General features: G+C 40.9%; 11 protein-coding genes. 9 read left to right on the top strand and 2 right to left on the bottom strand.

The genetic code is table 11. From position 1 onward, the window contains the following. Positions 1 to 32 precede the first annotated feature (32 nt). A complete protein-coding gene (locus DWX43_RS21595) occupies positions 33 to 2,702 on the top strand; it encodes a glycosyl hydrolase (protein ID WP_118621818.1) in 2,670 nt (889 codons plus the stop codon). 137 nt (positions 2,703 to 2,839) lie between these two features. On the opposite strand, the gene DWX43_RS21590 is transcribed toward DWX43_RS21595, so the two are convergent. After that, the gene (locus DWX43_RS21590) at positions 2,840 to 4,183 is read right to left on the bottom strand and encodes a glycoside-pentoside-hexuronide (GPH):cation symporter (protein WP_118621817.1); all 1,344 of its coding nucleotides are present in this window, start codon (positions 4,181 to 4,183) and stop codon (positions 2,840 to 2,842) included. Beyond that, a complete protein-coding gene (locus DWX43_RS21585; RefSeq protein ID WP_118621816.1) occupies positions 4,173 to 7,028 on the bottom strand; it encodes a family 78 glycoside hydrolase catalytic domain in 2,856 nt (951 codons plus the stop codon). Before DWX43_RS21585 ends, DWX43_RS21590 begins: the two co-directional genes overlap by 11 nt. Before the next feature lie 146 nt (positions 7,029 to 7,174). Between DWX43_RS21585 and DWX43_RS21580 the strand changes: the two genes are divergently transcribed. The 8 genes from DWX43_RS21580 (at position 7,175) to DWX43_RS21545 (ending at position 18,008) form a co-directional block, all read left to right on the top strand. Further along, the gene (locus tag DWX43_RS21580; protein ID WP_118621815.1) at positions 7,175 to 8,158 is read left to right on the top strand and encodes an AraC family transcriptional regulator; all 984 of its coding nucleotides are present in this window, start codon (positions 7,175 to 7,177) and stop codon (positions 8,156 to 8,158) included. Between the two features lie 171 nt (positions 8,159 to 8,329). After that, on the top strand, positions 8,330 to 8,494 hold the full coding sequence (locus tag DWX43_RS27680) for a hypothetical protein (RefSeq protein WP_330582301.1): 165 nt from the start codon (positions 8,330 to 8,332) through the stop codon (positions 8,492 to 8,494). 159 nt (positions 8,495 to 8,653) lie between these two features. After that, positions 8,654 to 10,402 (top strand): sensor histidine kinase, encoded by a 1,749-nt coding sequence (locus DWX43_RS21570; protein WP_118621814.1) that lies wholly within the window; start codon positions 8,654 to 8,656, stop codon positions 10,400 to 10,402. A 170-nt stretch (positions 10,403 to 10,572) separates the two neighbouring features. Then, a complete protein-coding gene (locus DWX43_RS21565; RefSeq protein WP_118621813.1) occupies positions 10,573 to 12,144 on the top strand; it encodes a response regulator in 1,572 nt (523 codons plus the stop codon). 174 nt (positions 12,145 to 12,318) lie between these two features. Next, positions 12,319 to 13,593, top strand: coding sequence for an extracellular solute-binding protein (locus DWX43_RS21560; protein WP_118621812.1), 1,275 nt, complete (start codon positions 12,319 to 12,321; stop codon positions 13,591 to 13,593). 166 nt (positions 13,594 to 13,759) lie between these two features. Then, entirely contained in the window at positions 13,760 to 14,653 is an 894-nt protein-coding gene (locus DWX43_RS21555) for a sugar ABC transporter permease (protein WP_182440786.1), read from the top strand. Then, positions 14,643 to 15,521 (top strand): carbohydrate ABC transporter permease, encoded by an 879-nt coding sequence (locus DWX43_RS21550; protein ID WP_118621810.1) that lies wholly within the window; start codon positions 14,643 to 14,645, stop codon positions 15,519 to 15,521. The genes DWX43_RS21555 and DWX43_RS21550 overlap by 11 nt, the downstream gene beginning before the upstream one ends. A gap of 105 nt (positions 15,522 to 15,626) precedes the next feature. Then, positions 15,627 to 18,008: a right-handed parallel beta-helix repeat-containing protein gene (locus DWX43_RS21545; RefSeq protein ID WP_182440785.1), complete on the top strand. Its 2,382-nt coding sequence runs from the start codon at positions 15,627 to 15,629 to the stop codon at positions 18,006 to 18,008. Positions 18,009 to 18,084 lie beyond the last annotated feature (76 nt).

Raw genomic sequence — 18,084 nt, 5'->3', positions numbered from 1 at the left:
TTACTCGAATTAAGTGAGTGAAAGGAACGGATATGAACCAGAAAATAGTAAATTTATTAGAAAACAAAGGTGAAAATTATATATTCCCCTTTTTTTGGCAGCATGGAGAAGAGGAAAAGACATTACGAGAGTACATGAAAGTGATTGATAATTGCCATATTGGTGCTGTATGTGTGGAGAGTCGTCCACACCCGGACTTTGTTGGAGCGGGCTGGTGGCGAGATATGGATATTATTCTGGATGAGGCCAGAAAGCGCGGAATGAAGGTGTGGATTTTGGACGATAGCCATTTCCCGACCGGATATGCCAATGGGGCGATGGAAAAGAAAGAGGCAGTACTATGTCGACAGAGTCTGGTATATCAGACAGTCGAGTGTCCAAAGAGTGGAGAAATCATGATACTTTCGCTGGCAGCGTATCAAGAAGTGCCACCTTGGCAGCCAAATATGATGGAACAATATCTGATGCAGGGAAAAAACATTCGTCAATTTAATGATGATGAATTGTTAAGTCTGACAGCGGTAAAGGTTAATGGAGACGGGAAAAACGATTTGATAGATATATTGCCACTGGTGACAGATGGAACATTGTCCTTTCGAGTACCGGAAGGACAATGGCGGATCTATATTTGCTATCTGACCAGAAACCGTGGACCACATAGAGATTACATTAATATGCTGGATAAAGCATCCTGCCGGATTTTAATTGATACGGTGTATGAACCTCATTATGAGCGTTATGCCAAAGACTTTGGAACGACAATTGCTGGTTTTTTTTCGGATGAACCAGAACTTGGAAATGGGCATCTTTACGAAACTGGAAAGAAAATTAGTGAGTTAGAGGATCAGGCGTGGAGCCGTGAAGTTCAGGAGGAATTGAAACAGCGGTGGAGGGGAGATTTCACAAAGTTACTGCCACTAATATGGGAAGAAGATTTTTGTGATATGTTAAAAGCTAAGGTTCGCTTCGATTATATGGATATCGTAACAAGGACAGTGGAAAGAGACTTTTCCATGCAATTGGGCAATTGGTGTCGCGATCATGGTGTGCAATATATTGGTCATATAATAGAGGATAATCACCAGCATACCCGCACAGGCAGCAGTCTGGGACATTTTTTTCGTGGTCTTTCTGGTCAGGATATGGCGGGGATTGATAATATTGGTGGGCAAGTGCTGCCGCAGGGCGAGCAAATTGGAAGGGCAGCGATGGGAGATGTCCGGGACGGGGAGTTTTATCATTATGTTCTCGGTAAACTAGGAGCATCTGCAGCAGCCATAGATCCCCTGAAAAAGGGTAGAAGCATGTGTGAGATATTTGGAAATTACGGCTGGGAAGAAGGTGTTCGTTTGGAGAAGTATCTGACTGATCATTTTTTGGTGCGTGGAATCAATCATTTTGTTCCTCATGCGTTCAGCCCAAAAGAGTTTCCTGATCCAGACTGCCCACCACATTTCTATGCTCAGGGTCATAATCCACAATATCGTCATTTTGGTGCATTGATGCAGTATATGAATCGTATGTGCTACCTCTTAAATGATGGACGTCATATTGCACCAGTGGCAATCCTGTATAATGCCGAAGCAGATTGGACTGGAAAAAATATGTTTTTACAAAAACCCGCAATGGAATTATATGATCACCAGATTGACTATGATATTATTCCGGCCGATGTTTTTGTAGAGACAACAAAGTATCAGACAAGGCTTTCAAAGGTTCTTGCCGTTGGTAAGCAAGAATATCAGGCGCTGATTATACCAAAAGGGCAGTTCATTACAAGTGAAACAGCAAAAGCACTAGCAACATTAAGAAAAAATGGATGCATTGTTTATTTTATTGATTCTTTACCGGAAGGCATTTGCAATTATGATGGAGATATAGCAGATATTAATGAATGTGAAGTGGTGTCATTAGATGAACTGGTTTGCCATCTAATCGCGGCTAAAGTGCCGGAGATTTTAATTTCACCAGCCAACAACCGAGTGAGATATTACCATTATAAGCAGGAAAATGATATTTACTTCTTTACCAACGAAGGAACCAAAGCTTATATAGGTGACATAATCATACCACGGAGTGAACCATTTTACAGTTATAATGCATGGGGGAACCGGGTGGAAACACTTGCTGGTAAGGATGTAAATGGGCAAACCCAGATCAATGTAAAAATAGAACCCAATCAAAGTTTGCTCGTTGTTTTTGATGAGGCAGAAGAGCGGAAATTACCCTTGGAAACACTCTCTGGAACCGTAGAAGAATGGAATGATGACTGGGTGAGAAGTATTTGCACCAGCATCCAATATCCTGCTTTTGAACAACCAAAGAAAGTAACCTTGCCGGATAATCTGGCAGCGGAACTGCCGGATTTTTCAGGCTTCGTCCGATATCAAAAGATTTACGATAGGAAAGAAAGTGCACAGCAAACAATTTTGGAAATTACCGATGCATATGAAGGTGTGGAAGTATTTGTTAATAATCAAACTGCTGGTATTCAGATTGTGCCGCCATTTCAATATAACCTGACGGATTTGCTGATAAATGGAAAAAATCAAATTGTGATTGAAGTGGCAACCACCTTAGAACGGCAGATGGCAAAAATACCAGATCCGATTCGGATGTATATGGGATTAGGAGAAAAGAAGCCAATATGTCCATCGGGTATTAATGGAGAACTGCGATTGATTTACGCGGAAAAGAAATAAAAAAAGAAGATGTTAAAATACTCCTTTTTGATAAGAACTGTCATAGACAGACTCTTACCAAGAAGGAGCTATTTTTTTAAAGTTACAATATTATTTATACAAACTATTATGCTAAGCGTGTTAGTATTTACAGTTTATCAGGCTTTTTCCATTAGCTTATCTATTGCACTCCAAACATCTATTTTCTTGATAAGCATGTACAAGAAAATGGCACAAACGGATGGAAGAATTAAGTATAAGAACTGAATCATTTGATTAGCACTTGCTGGTTGTGTCGTGAGTGTCCCGTTATAATGAGCAAGTGAAAGCATCCATCCAGTGATAGCACTGGCTAGACCGCCCCCTAATTTTTGCCCCAGAGATACACAACTGTACATAATTCCTTCCAGATGAACACCACTTCTTAATGTTTCGTAATTAGAAATTTCGGCTATAATTGCGTTTACAGACCCACTCATTGGTCCAAAAAATAAAGACTTCAATATAAGCCCAGCTATTAGTATCGGGAAGATCTTTGCATATCCGCCTAAAACCAGGAAGATACAGGAAGCCGCTGAAAGCAGTAACGAAACGGTATTTGTTTTGTACATTCCATATTTTTTGACTAAAGCGGGTGTAAACACAACACCAAGAATCATGGGAACCATAGTAGCAGCCGAGAGTAACCCATATAATGATTCATTATGTAAGGCGTGAATACAGTAGTAAATCCCAACGGCACCAAATACTCCATTTGAAAAATAATACAGAATATAATATGCCAAAATAAGTAAATAGTATTTGCTTCCAAGCAAGTATTTTACGCTTTGTACAAACGTTAAATTATGGAAAGGCTCCGGAGTGGTATCGTCATCATTGTAGCCAACTTCTTTAATTGATAAAGCACAGATTATTTCGCATACTATGACACCTATGGTATAGGCTAGTGCGACAACTCTCCAGCCTTTAACCCCACCTCCAAAGGATGATACCATTCCGATTGTAGCTGAAGAAATCAAAATGGAGCCAATTAATACAGAGAAAGTTAATACAACCCCCATTTTTATTCTCTCAACTTGATTTTTGGTTAGGGTTGCTGATAGTGAATTATAGGCAACTCCATTAGCGGTATAGAAGACTGCGTTTAACATGCAATAAGCAATAAAGAAGTACGCATACTGCATAAAGCTTTCTTTTTGTGGAATAAAAAACAATAATAATTGAGCAATTCCCAGAGGAATAGCAGTCCAGAGAATCCAGGGTCTTGCTTTTCCCATTTTTGTATGTGTCTTATCAAGTAATGTTCCGAACAATATATCAGAAATACCATCGAAGACTTTGGATACCATCATTAGTGTGCCAACGATACCAACATTCATCCCTATTGTATCGGTCATAAATAGTAAAATAAAGTTAGCAAAGATCAAAACAAAGCATTGACCGAATCCACCTAATGCGTACCCGAAATAATTATGAAGCTTTAAATATCTTTTATCTTCCATATTCTGCTCCTCTCGTCTGTATATTGTAATTCCCGCTTCCGATTGTAAAACAAATCAACTTACCATTAGAGACAGCGTCATTAAATTGTTGCTTTATGATAGTGAAATCATGCTCATCACCTAAGATTTTAACTGTAGCAGTAGTATTGACTGGTACAGTGAATTCGTAAGCAATAGATGAACCTTGTTTTTTCCATGCAGAATAGATTTTTCCATACACACTTTCATACTCAGCTGCCGCTTCTGTAAGAGAACCACCGACTATAGGTTGAAGTAAGAAATGTTTGTACCCTGGGGTTTGTTTTATTGGACGAATGCCGGCAACGTATTCAAACAGGAAATTACAAACCGCTCCGTAGCTATAGTGGTTGAGGGAAGAGCTGCAGGTTTCGTATCCGTTCCATGTTTCAGGTATGGTGGTGGCACCATCACTTACTGGTTTTAACCAGCTGGGAGAATCAATCTTTTCTAATAAACGATACGCAGCGTCTATGTAGCCATTTTCAGCCAATACAGGTAGCAAATAAGGTGTAGATAGAAAACCGGTATTGAGCGTATAGTTGTTACTTTTGACAAGTTGATATAAATAGTTTGCAACTGAGTGTTTCTTTTCTTCATTAACCAGTTGAAATGCAAGTGCACGTACATGAAGTGCCTGACGGCCTTCCAAAATGACACCATCATCTGAAATAAAATACTTGTTATAAACCTCCTTGACACGTAAAGCAATATTTCCATATTTTTTTTCATCATCTGGTTCATTCAATACATGTGCCATTTCTGATACTATTTTCGATGAATAATAATAGAACATGGTTGCAGAGAGATACTCTGGACATTTTATTAATTTTCCAATAAATCCCCACATATCAGCGTAAATATCAATATCTGCCTCGAGCCATTCACCCCAATGAAATCCAGTATCCCATACGTATTTGGCATCATCTTGAATTTGATAATACGGAAGTTCTTTATATAAAGAATTTTCTTTTGCGGCTTCAACAGCAATGTAATCTACCCACTTTTTGCAGCATTCATATTGATTTTTTAAAATCTGAGTGTCTCCATATTTCAGAAACAAGGTATACGGTATTATGGTTGCTGCATCGGCCCAGCCGGATGAACCGTCAATAAAACTACCATTATCTTTTGTTGAATTCATAGATAAGATAGTATCTTTCATTGGTCCATCTTCCATTTGCAGTATTTGCTGATCTCTGCGGTGTTGTTCGGCGTCATTGTGATTTACCGCACTGATAGATGGAACAGTGTTTGGAATTTTGCCAGTTGGATATTGTTCTTCTATGTAATCCAACATCCATTTTTCAAAAAATGAATATACATCCATAAAGTTAATTGCTGTTCCCACATACACCTGGGCATCTCCAGTATAGGGGTTCCTTTCTCGAGTTGGACAATCGGTTGGAACATCCATAAAGTTGCCCTTTTGACTCCATATACTATTATGAACCAGTTGGTTAATGAGCCGATTTGAGCAGGTAAATGTTCCGGTTTCTTCCATACAGGAGTAGACGGCAATTGCTTGAAAATCTTCTGGGGCAATAGGTTCGTTATATCCTTTTAATAACACATAGCGAAACCCGAAGATGGAAAACATAGGACAATATTTTTCTTCTGATTTACCATTCATTATATACTCGATTCTTTGAGTGGTTCGTGAATTTGCAATCTCGGTCTGCGCATAATTCTTCTGTGTGAAATTTCCGCTCTCATCTAAAGCTTCTCCATGAATTAGTGTGACTTTTTGTCCAGCCACACAATTATGCAATTTCATTGATACATATCCAGCAATATTCTGACCAAAATCAAGAACAGTTGATCCGTCTGGTGTATGAAGAATCAGCGGATAAAATCGCTCCATTTCACGCACAGGTACACTGCGCGAGGGCACTAGCTTCTGTTTTATCAAAGCATCGTCCTGTGCAATGGTTGCATGATGCCAATTCGAAGAGTCAAAGCCACATTCTTTCCACATTAAAGGTTCTTTCGTAGCATCATAACAGTCTCCAAACATCATATCAGAAGATAGTAAACCACCAGTTGAAGCGACAAAATCTGTATCTGTTATGATAACCTCTTTTGATCCGTCTTTGTACTCTAACTCTAATTGCCCAATATAAGATAACTCATATCCAAAAGTATTATTACTTTGTCCACCAATGGTACCACGCCACCAGCCATCGCCCAGCGCGACAGACCAGCAATTCTTTCCGAGAGAAAGCAGAGAAGTAACATCATAAGTCTGATATTGCACTCGTTTTTGGTAAGCAGTAAAACCGGGTTTGAATTTATCGATGGTTCCAATGTGGCCATTTATCCAAAATTCATATAATCCATGTGATGATTGATAGAGTCTTGCCCTCACTACAGTGTCTTTAACATAAAATTCTTTGCGCAGATAAGGAGCGGGTTTACTTGCATCAATGTCAACAGTCTTTTCGGGAAGTATCCAGTGTGCAATCCAGTCTGTGGTATCAAGTAAACCCATTTCAAAGAAAACTAAATTACTCTCCAGTGTATCAGAGATGGTAGTATTGCTTTGCTCTTCTAAATACTCAACAGAGAGTTTGACTTTCCAAAAAATACGTTGCCTGGATTTGAGCGAGGGTCCTTCCCAACACACGGAATGTGATTGATCACTTGCAACAATTCCGCTGTCCCATACAAGATTTTTCTGGGTATCGTCAGAATAAGCCAAGATTTGATATGTCTTTTGTATGGCATTTCTTGAGTTGCCACTCATTTTCCAAGAGAAACGAGGATTAGTAGAATCAAGCCCAAGGGGATTGCTTAGATGTTCTGTTTTTGTGTCATAAATAAGCATTTTGTTGTCTCCTTTTAGTTTAAAATATATCTATGATGGTTGCTTTTATACAATAATAATAGTAGAATAGTATATATACAAGTGTTTAAATTGTTATTGATAAGCATTATGTTGTTCGGAGATAAGGCGATATAGGAGGAGAAAAAATGTTTGAGCGTATACACTTTAATATCGTCAGATCAAAAAAGCCGCTAACGAATGTCGAAACTTTGCAACATGAAATGGAGCAAGATCAGAATTATTCTAGTGATCTTTCAATGCTGTCCTCATTACATTTCTTTGATAAGTGTTTATTTTGCATAGAGGGGAAAAGCTATACTATGCCGATCCGTCCAATTACTACATTTGCAAAAGAAAAGCTTTTTTTTGTACAGTCATTTTCCATGCTGGAAGCAAGTCCACGTTTTTTTACAAAACGTAATAACACAGATTCCTATATGCTTATATATACATATAGTGGTAACGGTTATTTAGAATATGAGGGAAAAAATTATAACTTGGAAAGAGGAGATGGCTTTTTTATTGATTGTCAGAAGGAACATATGTATCGCACAGAGGGGACACAGTGGAAGCATAGTGTATTACATTTTTCTGGATCTGTGACTGAATATCTTTTTCAAGAGTTTAGTAGTATGGGTAATGTGAAGTTTAGCCAGCCTGTTACTGGGGCATATCAAACACAGTTGGAAAGAGTGCTGGAGATTTATGAGAGCATTGATCCATATCGGGAAATCCTACTTTCGAATGCATTGGAAAACCTGCTGATGAGCCTTTTAGTACAGACAAAACAATATATGGATAAGACTAGCAATCTGCCGGAAAATCTAAGGTACCTTGTTCAATATATAGACAATAATTACGCAAAGCCATTGAGCCTGGATTATATGGCTGAATTTTCCAATATGAGCAAATTTCATCTATGTAAATTATTTAAGAAATACCTAAGCTTTACGCCTAATGAATACATTATTTGGCAGCGCATAGAAAATGCAAAGATCTTATTAAAAACAACAAAAATTCCGGCGAATCAAATAGGCGTGATGGTTGGAATAACAGATGAGAACTATTTTTACCGTCTCTTTAAAAAACGTGTAGGATTGCCACCGGAAGCGTTCAGGACACAAGTATAAGAAAGTTTTACCTTGGTTTTATCCTAAAAATACTGCATTCGCATTTTGATTTTTCTTCCTGCCCATGCAGGGATAGAGGCCCCGCCATATTAGTCTGATCAATTCACTGGAACAGAGCGAAAGATATCAAAGCGTGGTTCATCAAGCCTGCGGAAAATAGGCTATGAGGTTATGCGTTGTTTAAAGACACATAAATCGCCGAAGGATGCGTCGGTTTATGAATTTATTTTGAAGAAGGAAAAAGAGGGGAAATCAAAACGTGCGGCTAAAATAGCAGGAATAAACAAGTTTCTGAGAAGTTACTATGCACTGGTAATGGAGGTGTACCAGCAGTAGAAAGATGGAAATACAAAAGTGATTGACCGGATTCATGCCGGTCTAATTGTCGTGGAAAAATTTGGACTATAAAATATTAAACGATAAAACAGATGATTTTGTTCTCCTGTGATGATAAAATATTATAAACGTTCACGGGTTTCGGAAGGGAAATAAATAATGAGGAAAATAAGAAAATACATAAATGATCTCGGAATTAATCAAAAGTTTATTGTAAGTCTACTGTGCTTTTTGATTATTCCATTAATTATTCTTTTGTTTATCGTGAATTATAATATCCGTCAGAGCATGAATACAAAAACTTGTGAGACGAATCTGGAAATTTTGAAACAAACTAGAAATGGGATAACAAACTTTATCAATGATATTAAACTGGTATCGTTAAACGTGGGGACCGATGACGATGTGCAGGTATTGATTAAAATGTATAATACAGATGCACAGGCATCTGAGAAGGAAAAACAGCGTGTAAATACTTCTTTTCAGGTCAGACGGGATTTGGGGGCAAGGGAAAGTATCCGCAGTATTAGTATTTTTAATGAAGATGAGATTATCTATCAGTATGGAGACTATGTTCTTGAGGAGGACCGGCAGTTTATCCCCGTTTTAAAAGAAATGGATGGGATTCCGCTGTGGAGTCCCGTGCATGAAGGCAAAACGACAAGCTATGGGGCATCTTATAATAAAATTTATTTACTTCAGGCGATTAAGGATATGCGTACGTTTAAAGTAATTGCATATGAGCGGCTGACAGTTGACGAGGCAGATCTGCGGGAACAGTATAAAGGGCTGTTGGAAGGAGACAGCAAGCTTGTGATTGTAGATGAGCAGGGTACTGTTTTGTCGGCTTCTGACAGGGAGCTGCTGGGGAAAGATTGGGATAAGGTGGATATGGGCGAACTCCCGGAGAATAGTGCGGGTTATCGGGTATCGGGAGATCGGGTGTTGACTTGGTACGGCATAGAGCAGTCTGGTTGGAAGGTCATAAAAATAGATACTGCGAGATATTTGTTCCGCAATAACATGGTAGGAAGCGGGATCATCATGGTCTGTATCTTGCTGACAGCTATATTTGGGGCAGTTTTTATGCTGATTCAGAGAAGGACTTTGATTACGCCTGTCGTGAAGCTGTCAAAGGAAGCGAAAAACTTTAAAAAAGAAAATTTTAAGATGCCTATCTGCACAGACAGCAATGATGAAATCGGTACCTTGAATCAGAATTTGACGCTTATGGTGGAATATATACAAGATTTAATCCTGACTCAGTATGAGAACAAGCTTAAGCGGCGGGAGATAGAACTGAAATACATGCAGAGCCAGATTAATCCACACTTTCTATATAATACACTGGATAGCATCCGTTGGATGGCGGTGATGGAGGACAAGCAGGAGATTGCAGAACAAGTAGAGGCACTCTCCGATATCTTCCGGCATGCTCTCAGCGGCGGCAAAGAAATGGTGACAGTAAAGAAAGAAATAGAACATTTGAAGAACTACATTTTAATTCAAAAAAACCGGTTTGGAGACAGACTTCAGGTTGATATTCAGGTACAAGACAGCACACAGGAATGTTGGGTGTTAAAACTGATTCTTCAGCCACTCGTAGAGAATGCAATTGTACACGGGTTAGAGAAAAAAATGGAAGGCGGCACAGTTTATGTCAGCGTAAAAAGAGATGGGAATAGACTGTATTATCAGGTAGAGGATGATGGTGTAGGGACAGATGAGCAGCTAATCAACAGCTATTTGCATGAGGACGGTGAAGAACATAATGTATTTGCACTAAAAAATATTGATGAACGGATAAAATTAAAATATGGGGCAGATTATGGGCTGTCCTTCCATTCAACAGTAGGGGTAGGTACAAGGGTGGAGATATGTCTTCCGTTTACAACAGAAAAATCGTAGAATAACAGTAATTCTCGTGGTTTCGCAGGAGGTAACAAATAAACAGTTGGTTTATACTAGAAGTAAGTTGGTATATTTGTATCAAATAATAATATAACATTAAGCAGGGCAGCCAGACGTGATTAATTTCTAATTAGGAATGCCCTGAGCAGAAAGAGGGAGGCTGGTTCATGGAAATAAATCTGCTGGTGGTTGATGATGAAGTTCAGATCCGGGCTGGTATTGAAAAAGGAATCCGCTGGAGAGAGCTAGGCATTACAAAAGTCCGGTCAGCAACTAATGGTGTTGAAGCATTGGAAATAATTAAAGCAGGGCAGGCTGATATCCTGATAACGGATATACGGATGCCGGGGATGGATGGGCTGGAGCTTGCCAGAAAAGCAAAAGAGGAACAAGAGAATATCCATATCATTATTTTAAGTGGATTCTCCGAATTCGAATATGCAAAACAAGCAATCAGCATCGGAGTAAAAAATTATCTGCTCAAGCCAATCAGGGTAAAGGAGCTGACAGATAACGTTGCCGGCATTGTCAGAATATTGCAGGAAGAAGCGGATATGGAAAGCCTTAAGCGCAGGCAGGAGGAAGAGCAGGCGCTGGCAAGGTACATTCTTCTAAAGAATCAGGATGAGAATGTATTTTTAAAGCTAATAAAAGAATATGCGGACCTGAACAAAGAAGATAAAATTCTATGTGTCCTTCTGGAACCAGATACAAGAGATACCAGCGAGGAAAGCACTGCAAGGGAAAGGCTTTCCAGTTTGCTAAAAGAAGAAGCGGAGAATCATCAGTTTGATTTTGTGATAAGCCTTTCAAAAAGAATCTTGTATGTTGCTCGTATGGACCTGAGCCGCTCAAGACAGGACGTGATTTGCCGGGTTCAGAAGTTGGTACAGGAATATAATTGTATTTCAAAGGAGAAGAAACAGTCAACCATATCTGCAGCTGTATACCGAAACTGTTCCGTCACTGGTCTGACAGAAGCCGTAGACTCGTGCATACAGCTTTTGAATAAAAGGCTCTGTCTGGGCGTTGGAGTCGTAATTCCATTTGAAGAGAATGCGATAGAGGTCAAAAAGAACTTTTATATAGAGAATGAAGAGGAAATCCGACAGTACATTATCAGTTTCCAATATGATGAAGCACAGCAGTTTATTGCAAGGCATTTTCGGAAAATGAAAGAACTGGGGATATCCTCTTATGATTTAGTAAAAGGCGTTTGTCTGACTTTAAAACAGCTATTGTTCCGTTATATCCGGGAAACAGGGGTGGATGCGGAAATGGTTCTGGAAAAGAACCAAAATGTGATACTGGAGGTGCCGGACTTGTTTACCATAGAAGAGTATGAGAACTGGATTTGTAATTTATACTATCTCGTACTGAAAGGCGTGTCCGAACATACGGACCGGAATGTGAGCAATACTGTTATGGCAGCAGTGGCATATATCAGCACGCATTATCAGGAAGAGCTGACGGTCGATGAACTTTCTTCATATGTGAATAAGTCTAAAAATTATTTCAGTTATTTGTTTAAAAAGGAGATGAAGGTATCCTTTGTCGAGTATTTGAACAGATACCGGGTAGAGCAGGCATGTACTTTTCTGGAAACGACATTGGATCTTGCGGGAGAGATTGGTATGAAGGTCGGGTTCAAGGATGAAAAGTATTTTTCGGCAGTGTTTAAGAAAGTGATGGGGTGTTCGCCGTCACATTATAGGAAGAACCGGGGGATGGACAAGTAGCAGTTCAGACCAGCCTGAAATATTATCTGGATAAACAAAGGTAACAACGAAATCGTAGAATTTTGGAAAAAATCGTAGTTCTCTTACCTGTGAGTAATGAAAAGTCAGGAGTATTATAATACTATCCTAAGTGATAGAAAATTATAAGTAAGGATTAAAAGGAGGAGAATCCATATGAAGAAGAGAGTATTGGCTGTATTACTTACAGGTTTGGCTGCCGCGACTTTAGTTTTAGGCGGCTGCGGCGGAAAAGGTGATTCTGGGAGCAAGGACGGCGAAAAAAAGGCAGAAGGCAAAACAGATATTAAATTTTACGGCAAGGTTATCGAGTATACATCAGGTCCTAAGATGGTAGAAGCCCTGCAGGAACAGATGAAGGACAAATATAATATTGAAGCCATACAGGTAGACTGGAGTAACCTGGAGAAGGTAATCCGCACCGGGCTGGCATCCGGGGACCCCTGTGATATCTACGACTATGGAACTTATGATATGGCTAGCTTCGCAGATGCAGCGGAAGATTTGACGCCATATTTGGAGGCTGATCCGGAGTGGAGAGAGGCGATCGGAGAGGATGCATTGAAGCCAGTTACAATTGATGGCAAGATTGTAGCAATTCCCTGGGAATCCAACTTTACAGTAATCCTTGGAAATAAAGCACTTCTTGATAAAGCTGGGGTCGAGGTACCGGAAAAATGGAATTATGACGAATTTAAGGAAGCGTGCAAAAAAATACAGGATAGCGGGGCTGCCCCGTTTGGCAATTCTGCTGATTTGGCACATGGTGAATGGATGTTTCGTCCAGCAATGCTCACGCAGGTATTAGATAACAATACTTATGATAAATATGTAGAAAAAGAACTGTCCTTTAATGGACCGGAAGGAAAGGCTGCTCTTGAGCAAGTGAAGTCATTGTATGATGCAGGTTATATGTATCCGGGTGAAGGCGCTGTTACGGTGAAGAGCGATGAACTGAAGGCGGCATTCTCTCAGGGAAAGCTCGCAATGATAACAGACATCGGTGCAGGTGCTAAAGTGACCGCAGAGGAAATGAAGGAATCAGGTATTGAGACAGTTGTAATCCCTTGGCCAAGTGCTGGAAATACACCTGCCCTGAACGGTGCCGGAAACTGTCTGTTTATTCCTAAGTCCAGTAAGAATACTGATGCAGCGGTAGAAGTCCTGAAGGCGTTTACAGGACCGGAAATTCAGGGAATCCATGCAGAAGAAGGATATATTCCAGTTAATAAAAATGTGAAAATTGAGGATGAATTCACAAAGGAACTGGTGAAGCAGTCACTAACCTGCGTGCCGGATGTAGTATGGCCGGCAGAAATGAATGATTACAGGCTGAATAATCTGATACCTGACCTTATATTGAACGGTGGTGTAGATACAGTCATCAATAATTTGGAGCAGCAGCGTGAAAGCGCACTTGCAAACGAGTAAACGTTGATATATGGAAGCAGGCAGTGGAATCTCTGCTGCCTGCTGATTTTATACCCAAAATTCGTATGCAGCATCTCTGAAGTGATACTGAACGACAGAAAAACAATAAAATATGGACTCGATGCTACATATTTAAAAGGCAATGAAATATAGGAAGGTGGTAATTATGGGGAAGAAAAGAAGAATAAATAAAAAAAGAATAACCGGTTTTCTCTTCTTAATACCGGCTATGGTATTTATTCTCTATGCAACTGTTATCCCATTTGTCTGGAACTTCTTTTTATCATTCCAGAAGTGGGATGGATTCGGGGAAATAACGTTTCGGGGTATCCAGAATTATATCACAGTGTTCCAGGATACCGCAATTTTTAAGAGCGTAGGGAATTCCGTTTATTATGCGCTGGCATCTACAATAGGCGGGCTTGTTGTCGGAATTCTGCTTGCAACATTAGTTTTCCAGCTGTCAGGGAAAGAAGGCTCCTTCTTCAGGCTGATCCTGTTCAGCCCGGCAATGCTTCCTATCGCAGTGGTAGGTCTGATGTTTACCTTTTTTTATAATCCTGAAATGGGTCTTTTGAATAATTTCCTGAAGCTGATCGGTTTGGAAAGCCTGCAGCATGTCTGGCTGCAGAATCAGAATACAGCGATGCTCTGCATTATTTTCGTTGCGGTCTGGAAATGTGCGGGACAGGTAATGCTCCTGTGTTTTGCCTCCATGCAGACCATACCGGAGTCCTTATATGAATCCTCAAAGCTGGATGGGGCAGGTTACTGGAAACAAATCAGATACATTACGCTGCCGCTCATAAAACCTATGATTCTTCTGGCGGCAATTAATACGCTTGGGACACAATATAAGTCCTACGATTTGATTTTTACAATGACACAGGGGGGGCCGGGGGACTTGACAACGACAGTCCCTATCCGTATGACTAAGATGGCCTTCTCGTATGGTAAGTTTGGGGAATCGGCAGCCGCGGGTGTTGTATTTACTGTTGTAGTTGTGGCAAGTATCTTGATTGTGAAACGTCTGTTAAGGGGGGAAGAGTATGAGTTCTAAGGCAATGGCATTTCAGAATGGCAGGCAGGCAAAAGCATGGAAACCGGGTGAACATATTTCTAAGTGGATTGTCCGTATTATACTGACTGCATTCGTTTTATTAACTGTTTATCCCATGTTATTCGTGCTTCTGACATCCGGTAAAACGACAAATGATTTCTATAATAATATCTGGGGCATCCCTAAGACCATTGAATGGGGGAACTACAGTTATGCATGGACGACCGCAAGCATTGGAAAATATTTTGTGTCCAGTATTATTGTTGTAGTATCCGTAGTAATTGTGACCTTAATCCTGTCGTCTTTGGCTGGATATGCGCTTGCAAAGCTAGATATACCAAAGGCAGATACGGTTATGATAATCATCTTTACGCTGACCATGCTTCCGTCAGAGTCAGTGCTGATGCCCATGTACCTTTTGACCAGCAAAATGGGGATTCTTGGGACACATTTATCATTAATTCTGCCCTACATAGGCTGGGGGCTTGCATTTGCTATTTACATTTACCGGAATTTTTTCAAGACAGTGCCGACCGAGATTATCGAGGCTGCCAGAATAGACGGATGCACAGAGACATCCACATTCCTGAAGGTAGTTATGCCGATGATGCTGCCGGCTACGGCGACAAACGCGATTTTCTGTTTCTTAAGCTGGTGGGGGGAAATGCTGTGGGCATCGGTTGACCTGTCTACATCGAGCATCAAGACACTGCCTCTCGGGATTACCGCTTTTGTACAGAGTGCAGGTACAGACTGGGGTCCGCTGTGTGCGGCAAGCTGCATTATTTTGCTTCCGGTAATTATCTTCTTCCTGTTTACGCAGAAATATTTTATCGCCGGGCTGACAGGCGGAGCGGTTAAGGGATAAGTGCTAAGTGCCCGGGGAATGCACAAACTGTGGCAATGCCTGTCTGCGGCACCAGTTGAGCAGTAAATGAGTAAAATGCATGAGAGAAAGGTATGGGAATGTAAGATGAAACAAATAATGCTGTATATATCTCCTGACGGAAACGACGCGGGAGATGGAACCTTAATATGCCCTTTTGCCACATTAGAACGCGCAGTGGGAGAGATCAAGAAATGTTCACGCGCGGTGGATTCTGTCCGGCTTTTATTGCGGAAGGGCGGTTACTATCTTGAAAAACCAATTGTATTAACGGAAGAAACGATAGGCAGGAGAGACTTGCCGATTTCGATTGAGAATTATAACGAAGAGAAGGTGATCCTGACCGGTGCAGGGATAATAACCCCTCAATGGTCGCTATACAGGGACGGGATTTTTCAGGCTTTCATAGGCTCGGGAAGAAAAATTGATGCCGTGTATGCCAATGGAATCCGTCAAATTATGGCGAGGTATCCTAACTATGAGGAAGGAAAGGTCCTGGGCGGCTATGCAGAGGATGCTGTGAGCAAAGAAAGGACAAAAACATGGAGCAGCCCGGAGGGCGGTTACATCCGGGCGCTGCACCATGCAGAGTGGGGCGGAAATTCCTACCGTATCACTGGAAAGACAGATGAAAATGACCTTCTGTATGAGTGGGTAGGAGATAATAACCGTGGGAATGAGATGCACGCAGTGAAGCGGATGGTAGAAAATATTTTCGAAGAGTTGGATGCTCCGGGGGAATGGTACTATAACAAAGAGGCAGGAATTCTCTATTATTTTCCGGCCGAGGGCATTGATTTAAACTGCGCTGAGTTTGAGGCTGTCTCAACGGAAGAACTTATCCGGATACAGGGTAGGACATGGCAAACGCCGATAAAAAATGTTTCTATCCGCGGTCTTCATTTTTCCAGGACTCACCGTACACTGTTCACCAGACAATATGAACGTCCTCTGAGAGGGGATTGGGGATTCGTCCGTGCAGGGGCAGTCTTTATGGAAAATTCAGAAAATATACGGATTGAAAACTGCGCCTTTGAGGATATAGGCGGCAACGCAATTATGATGTCAGGATATCAGAAAGACAATTGCGTGAGCGGAAGCGATTTCCTGCACATTGGTGCAACAGGAGTACTTGTGGCGGGAAAATCCAGTGCCGTAAGGGATGCCTCTACGTATGACAGGGATAACCATAAGACAAAGATTACTGACTTTGTGCCGGGACCTGCAACAGAGGAGTATCCGAGAAACATTTTTGTAGAAAATAACTATTTCTATGATATAGGAACCTATGAAAAACAGACGGCCGCAGTCTGTATGTCTGTCAGTGAGTGCATAACTGTCAGCAAGAATACGGTCCATCATACTTCGCGGGCAGGAATTAATGTGCATGACGGGACATTTGGCGGGCATCTGATAGAAAAAAACGACCTGTTCGACTGCGTGACAGAGACTGCAGACCACGGACCGATTAATTGCTGGGGAAGGGACAGATACTGGTCAGTGCCACAGCATGACGCGATGGGGTATTTCGGAAGGGATAAACGAGCGTTTGCACTCTTGGACGCATGGAAGACTACGGTTATCCGCAGGAACCGTGTGTATGCCACATATGCCTTTGGCATTGATATTGATGACGGGGCGTCTAATTATGACATCTATGATAATCTTTGTATTGGCGTGGGAATCAAACTCAGAGACGGTTTTGACAGAAAAGTGCATAATAATGTTCTGGTTGGTTCAAATCTGGAACACCATATGAGTTTTGCATATAATAACGACCTTATTTATTGCAATATAATCTGTTCCCCTAAAATTTGCAATAATGTCTGCATCAATGAAGGCGCGACTACTTTTTTCTCTTTTAACACGTACTGGAACAGGGGGCATGAAATAAAAGACCTGCCTCAGCCGGATTATAAATCGATTATTTCAGACCCGGAATTTTTGGATTTTGAGCATGGAGATTACAGGGTAAGTGCGGATTCGCCGGCATTGAAACAAGGATTTCTTAATTTTCCTATGTCAGATGAAGATTTTGGACGTGCAGAAGCTCCAAAACCGCCCAGCTTTATCTATATAGAAGGCGCATCCGAGGAAGCTGCTTATCGGTTCTATGATGTGCTCCTGTCGGATATTACTGGCGAGGGCATGCGTTCCGCTGCGGGACTTCCGGATTTATATGGAGTCTTTATATTACAGAGGGAGGTATTAGGGCTGTTCTGTAAATTGGGGCTTCCTATAGGAGTAGGGGATGTCATACGGAAGATTGACGGGAAAGAGATACGATGTATCGGAGACTTTTTGGAAGCATTTGATGCAATTCAGCTTAATATCCCGGTTTCCATACAGATATACAGGAGCCAGAAACCGTTAGAACTGACATTCATTAAACAGACGGAGGACTATACCTCAATTACGGACGAGGCAAAGAAAGAATGGGAGGAGAATGGTATAAAGGCTGACCCGTAAGGAAACAGGATGGGACAACTGTGAATATCGTAGATATTTCTTCTTTTTCGTTGTATTTTAAGTTCCGGTTTATAAC

The sequence above is a fragment of the Clostridium sp. AF19-22AC genome (assembly GCF_003479085.1).
In the GTDB taxonomy this organism is placed as follows: domain Bacteria; phylum Bacillota; class Clostridia; order Lachnospirales; family Lachnospiraceae; genus Faecalicatena_A; species Faecalicatena_A orotica.
The sequence above is the reverse complement of the archived record's forward strand: the minus strand, read 5'-3'. Positions and strand labels throughout refer to the sequence as shown.

Coding starts and splice junctions, on each gene's coding strand:
- DWX43_RS21595 (WP_118621818.1), top strand. CDS start 33: ATGAACCAGAAAATAGTAAATTTATTAGAAAACAAAGGTGAAAATTAT.
- DWX43_RS21590 (WP_118621817.1), bottom strand. CDS start 4,183: ATGGAAGATAAAAGATATTTAAAGCTTCATAATTATTTCGGGTACGCA.
- DWX43_RS21585 (WP_118621816.1), bottom strand. CDS start 7,028: ATGCTTATTTATGACACAAAAACAGAACATCTAAGCAATCCCCTTGGG.
- DWX43_RS21580 (WP_118621815.1), top strand. CDS start 7,175: ATGTTTGAGCGTATACACTTTAATATCGTCAGATCAAAAAAGCCGCTA.
- DWX43_RS27680 (WP_330582301.1), top strand. CDS start 8,330: ATGCGTTGTTTAAAGACACATAAATCGCCGAAGGATGCGTCGGTTTAT.
- DWX43_RS21570 (WP_118621814.1), top strand. CDS start 8,654: ATGAGGAAAATAAGAAAATACATAAATGATCTCGGAATTAATCAAAAG.
- DWX43_RS21565 (WP_118621813.1), top strand. CDS start 10,573: ATGGAAATAAATCTGCTGGTGGTTGATGATGAAGTTCAGATCCGGGCT.
- DWX43_RS21560 (WP_118621812.1), top strand. CDS start 12,319: ATGAAGAAGAGAGTATTGGCTGTATTACTTACAGGTTTGGCTGCCGCG.
- DWX43_RS21555 (WP_182440786.1), top strand. CDS start 13,760: ATGGGGAAGAAAAGAAGAATAAATAAAAAAAGAATAACCGGTTTTCTC.
- DWX43_RS21550 (WP_118621810.1), top strand. CDS start 14,643: ATGAGTTCTAAGGCAATGGCATTTCAGAATGGCAGGCAGGCAAAAGCA.
- DWX43_RS21545 (WP_182440785.1), top strand. CDS start 15,627: ATGAAACAAATAATGCTGTATATATCTCCTGACGGAAACGACGCGGGA.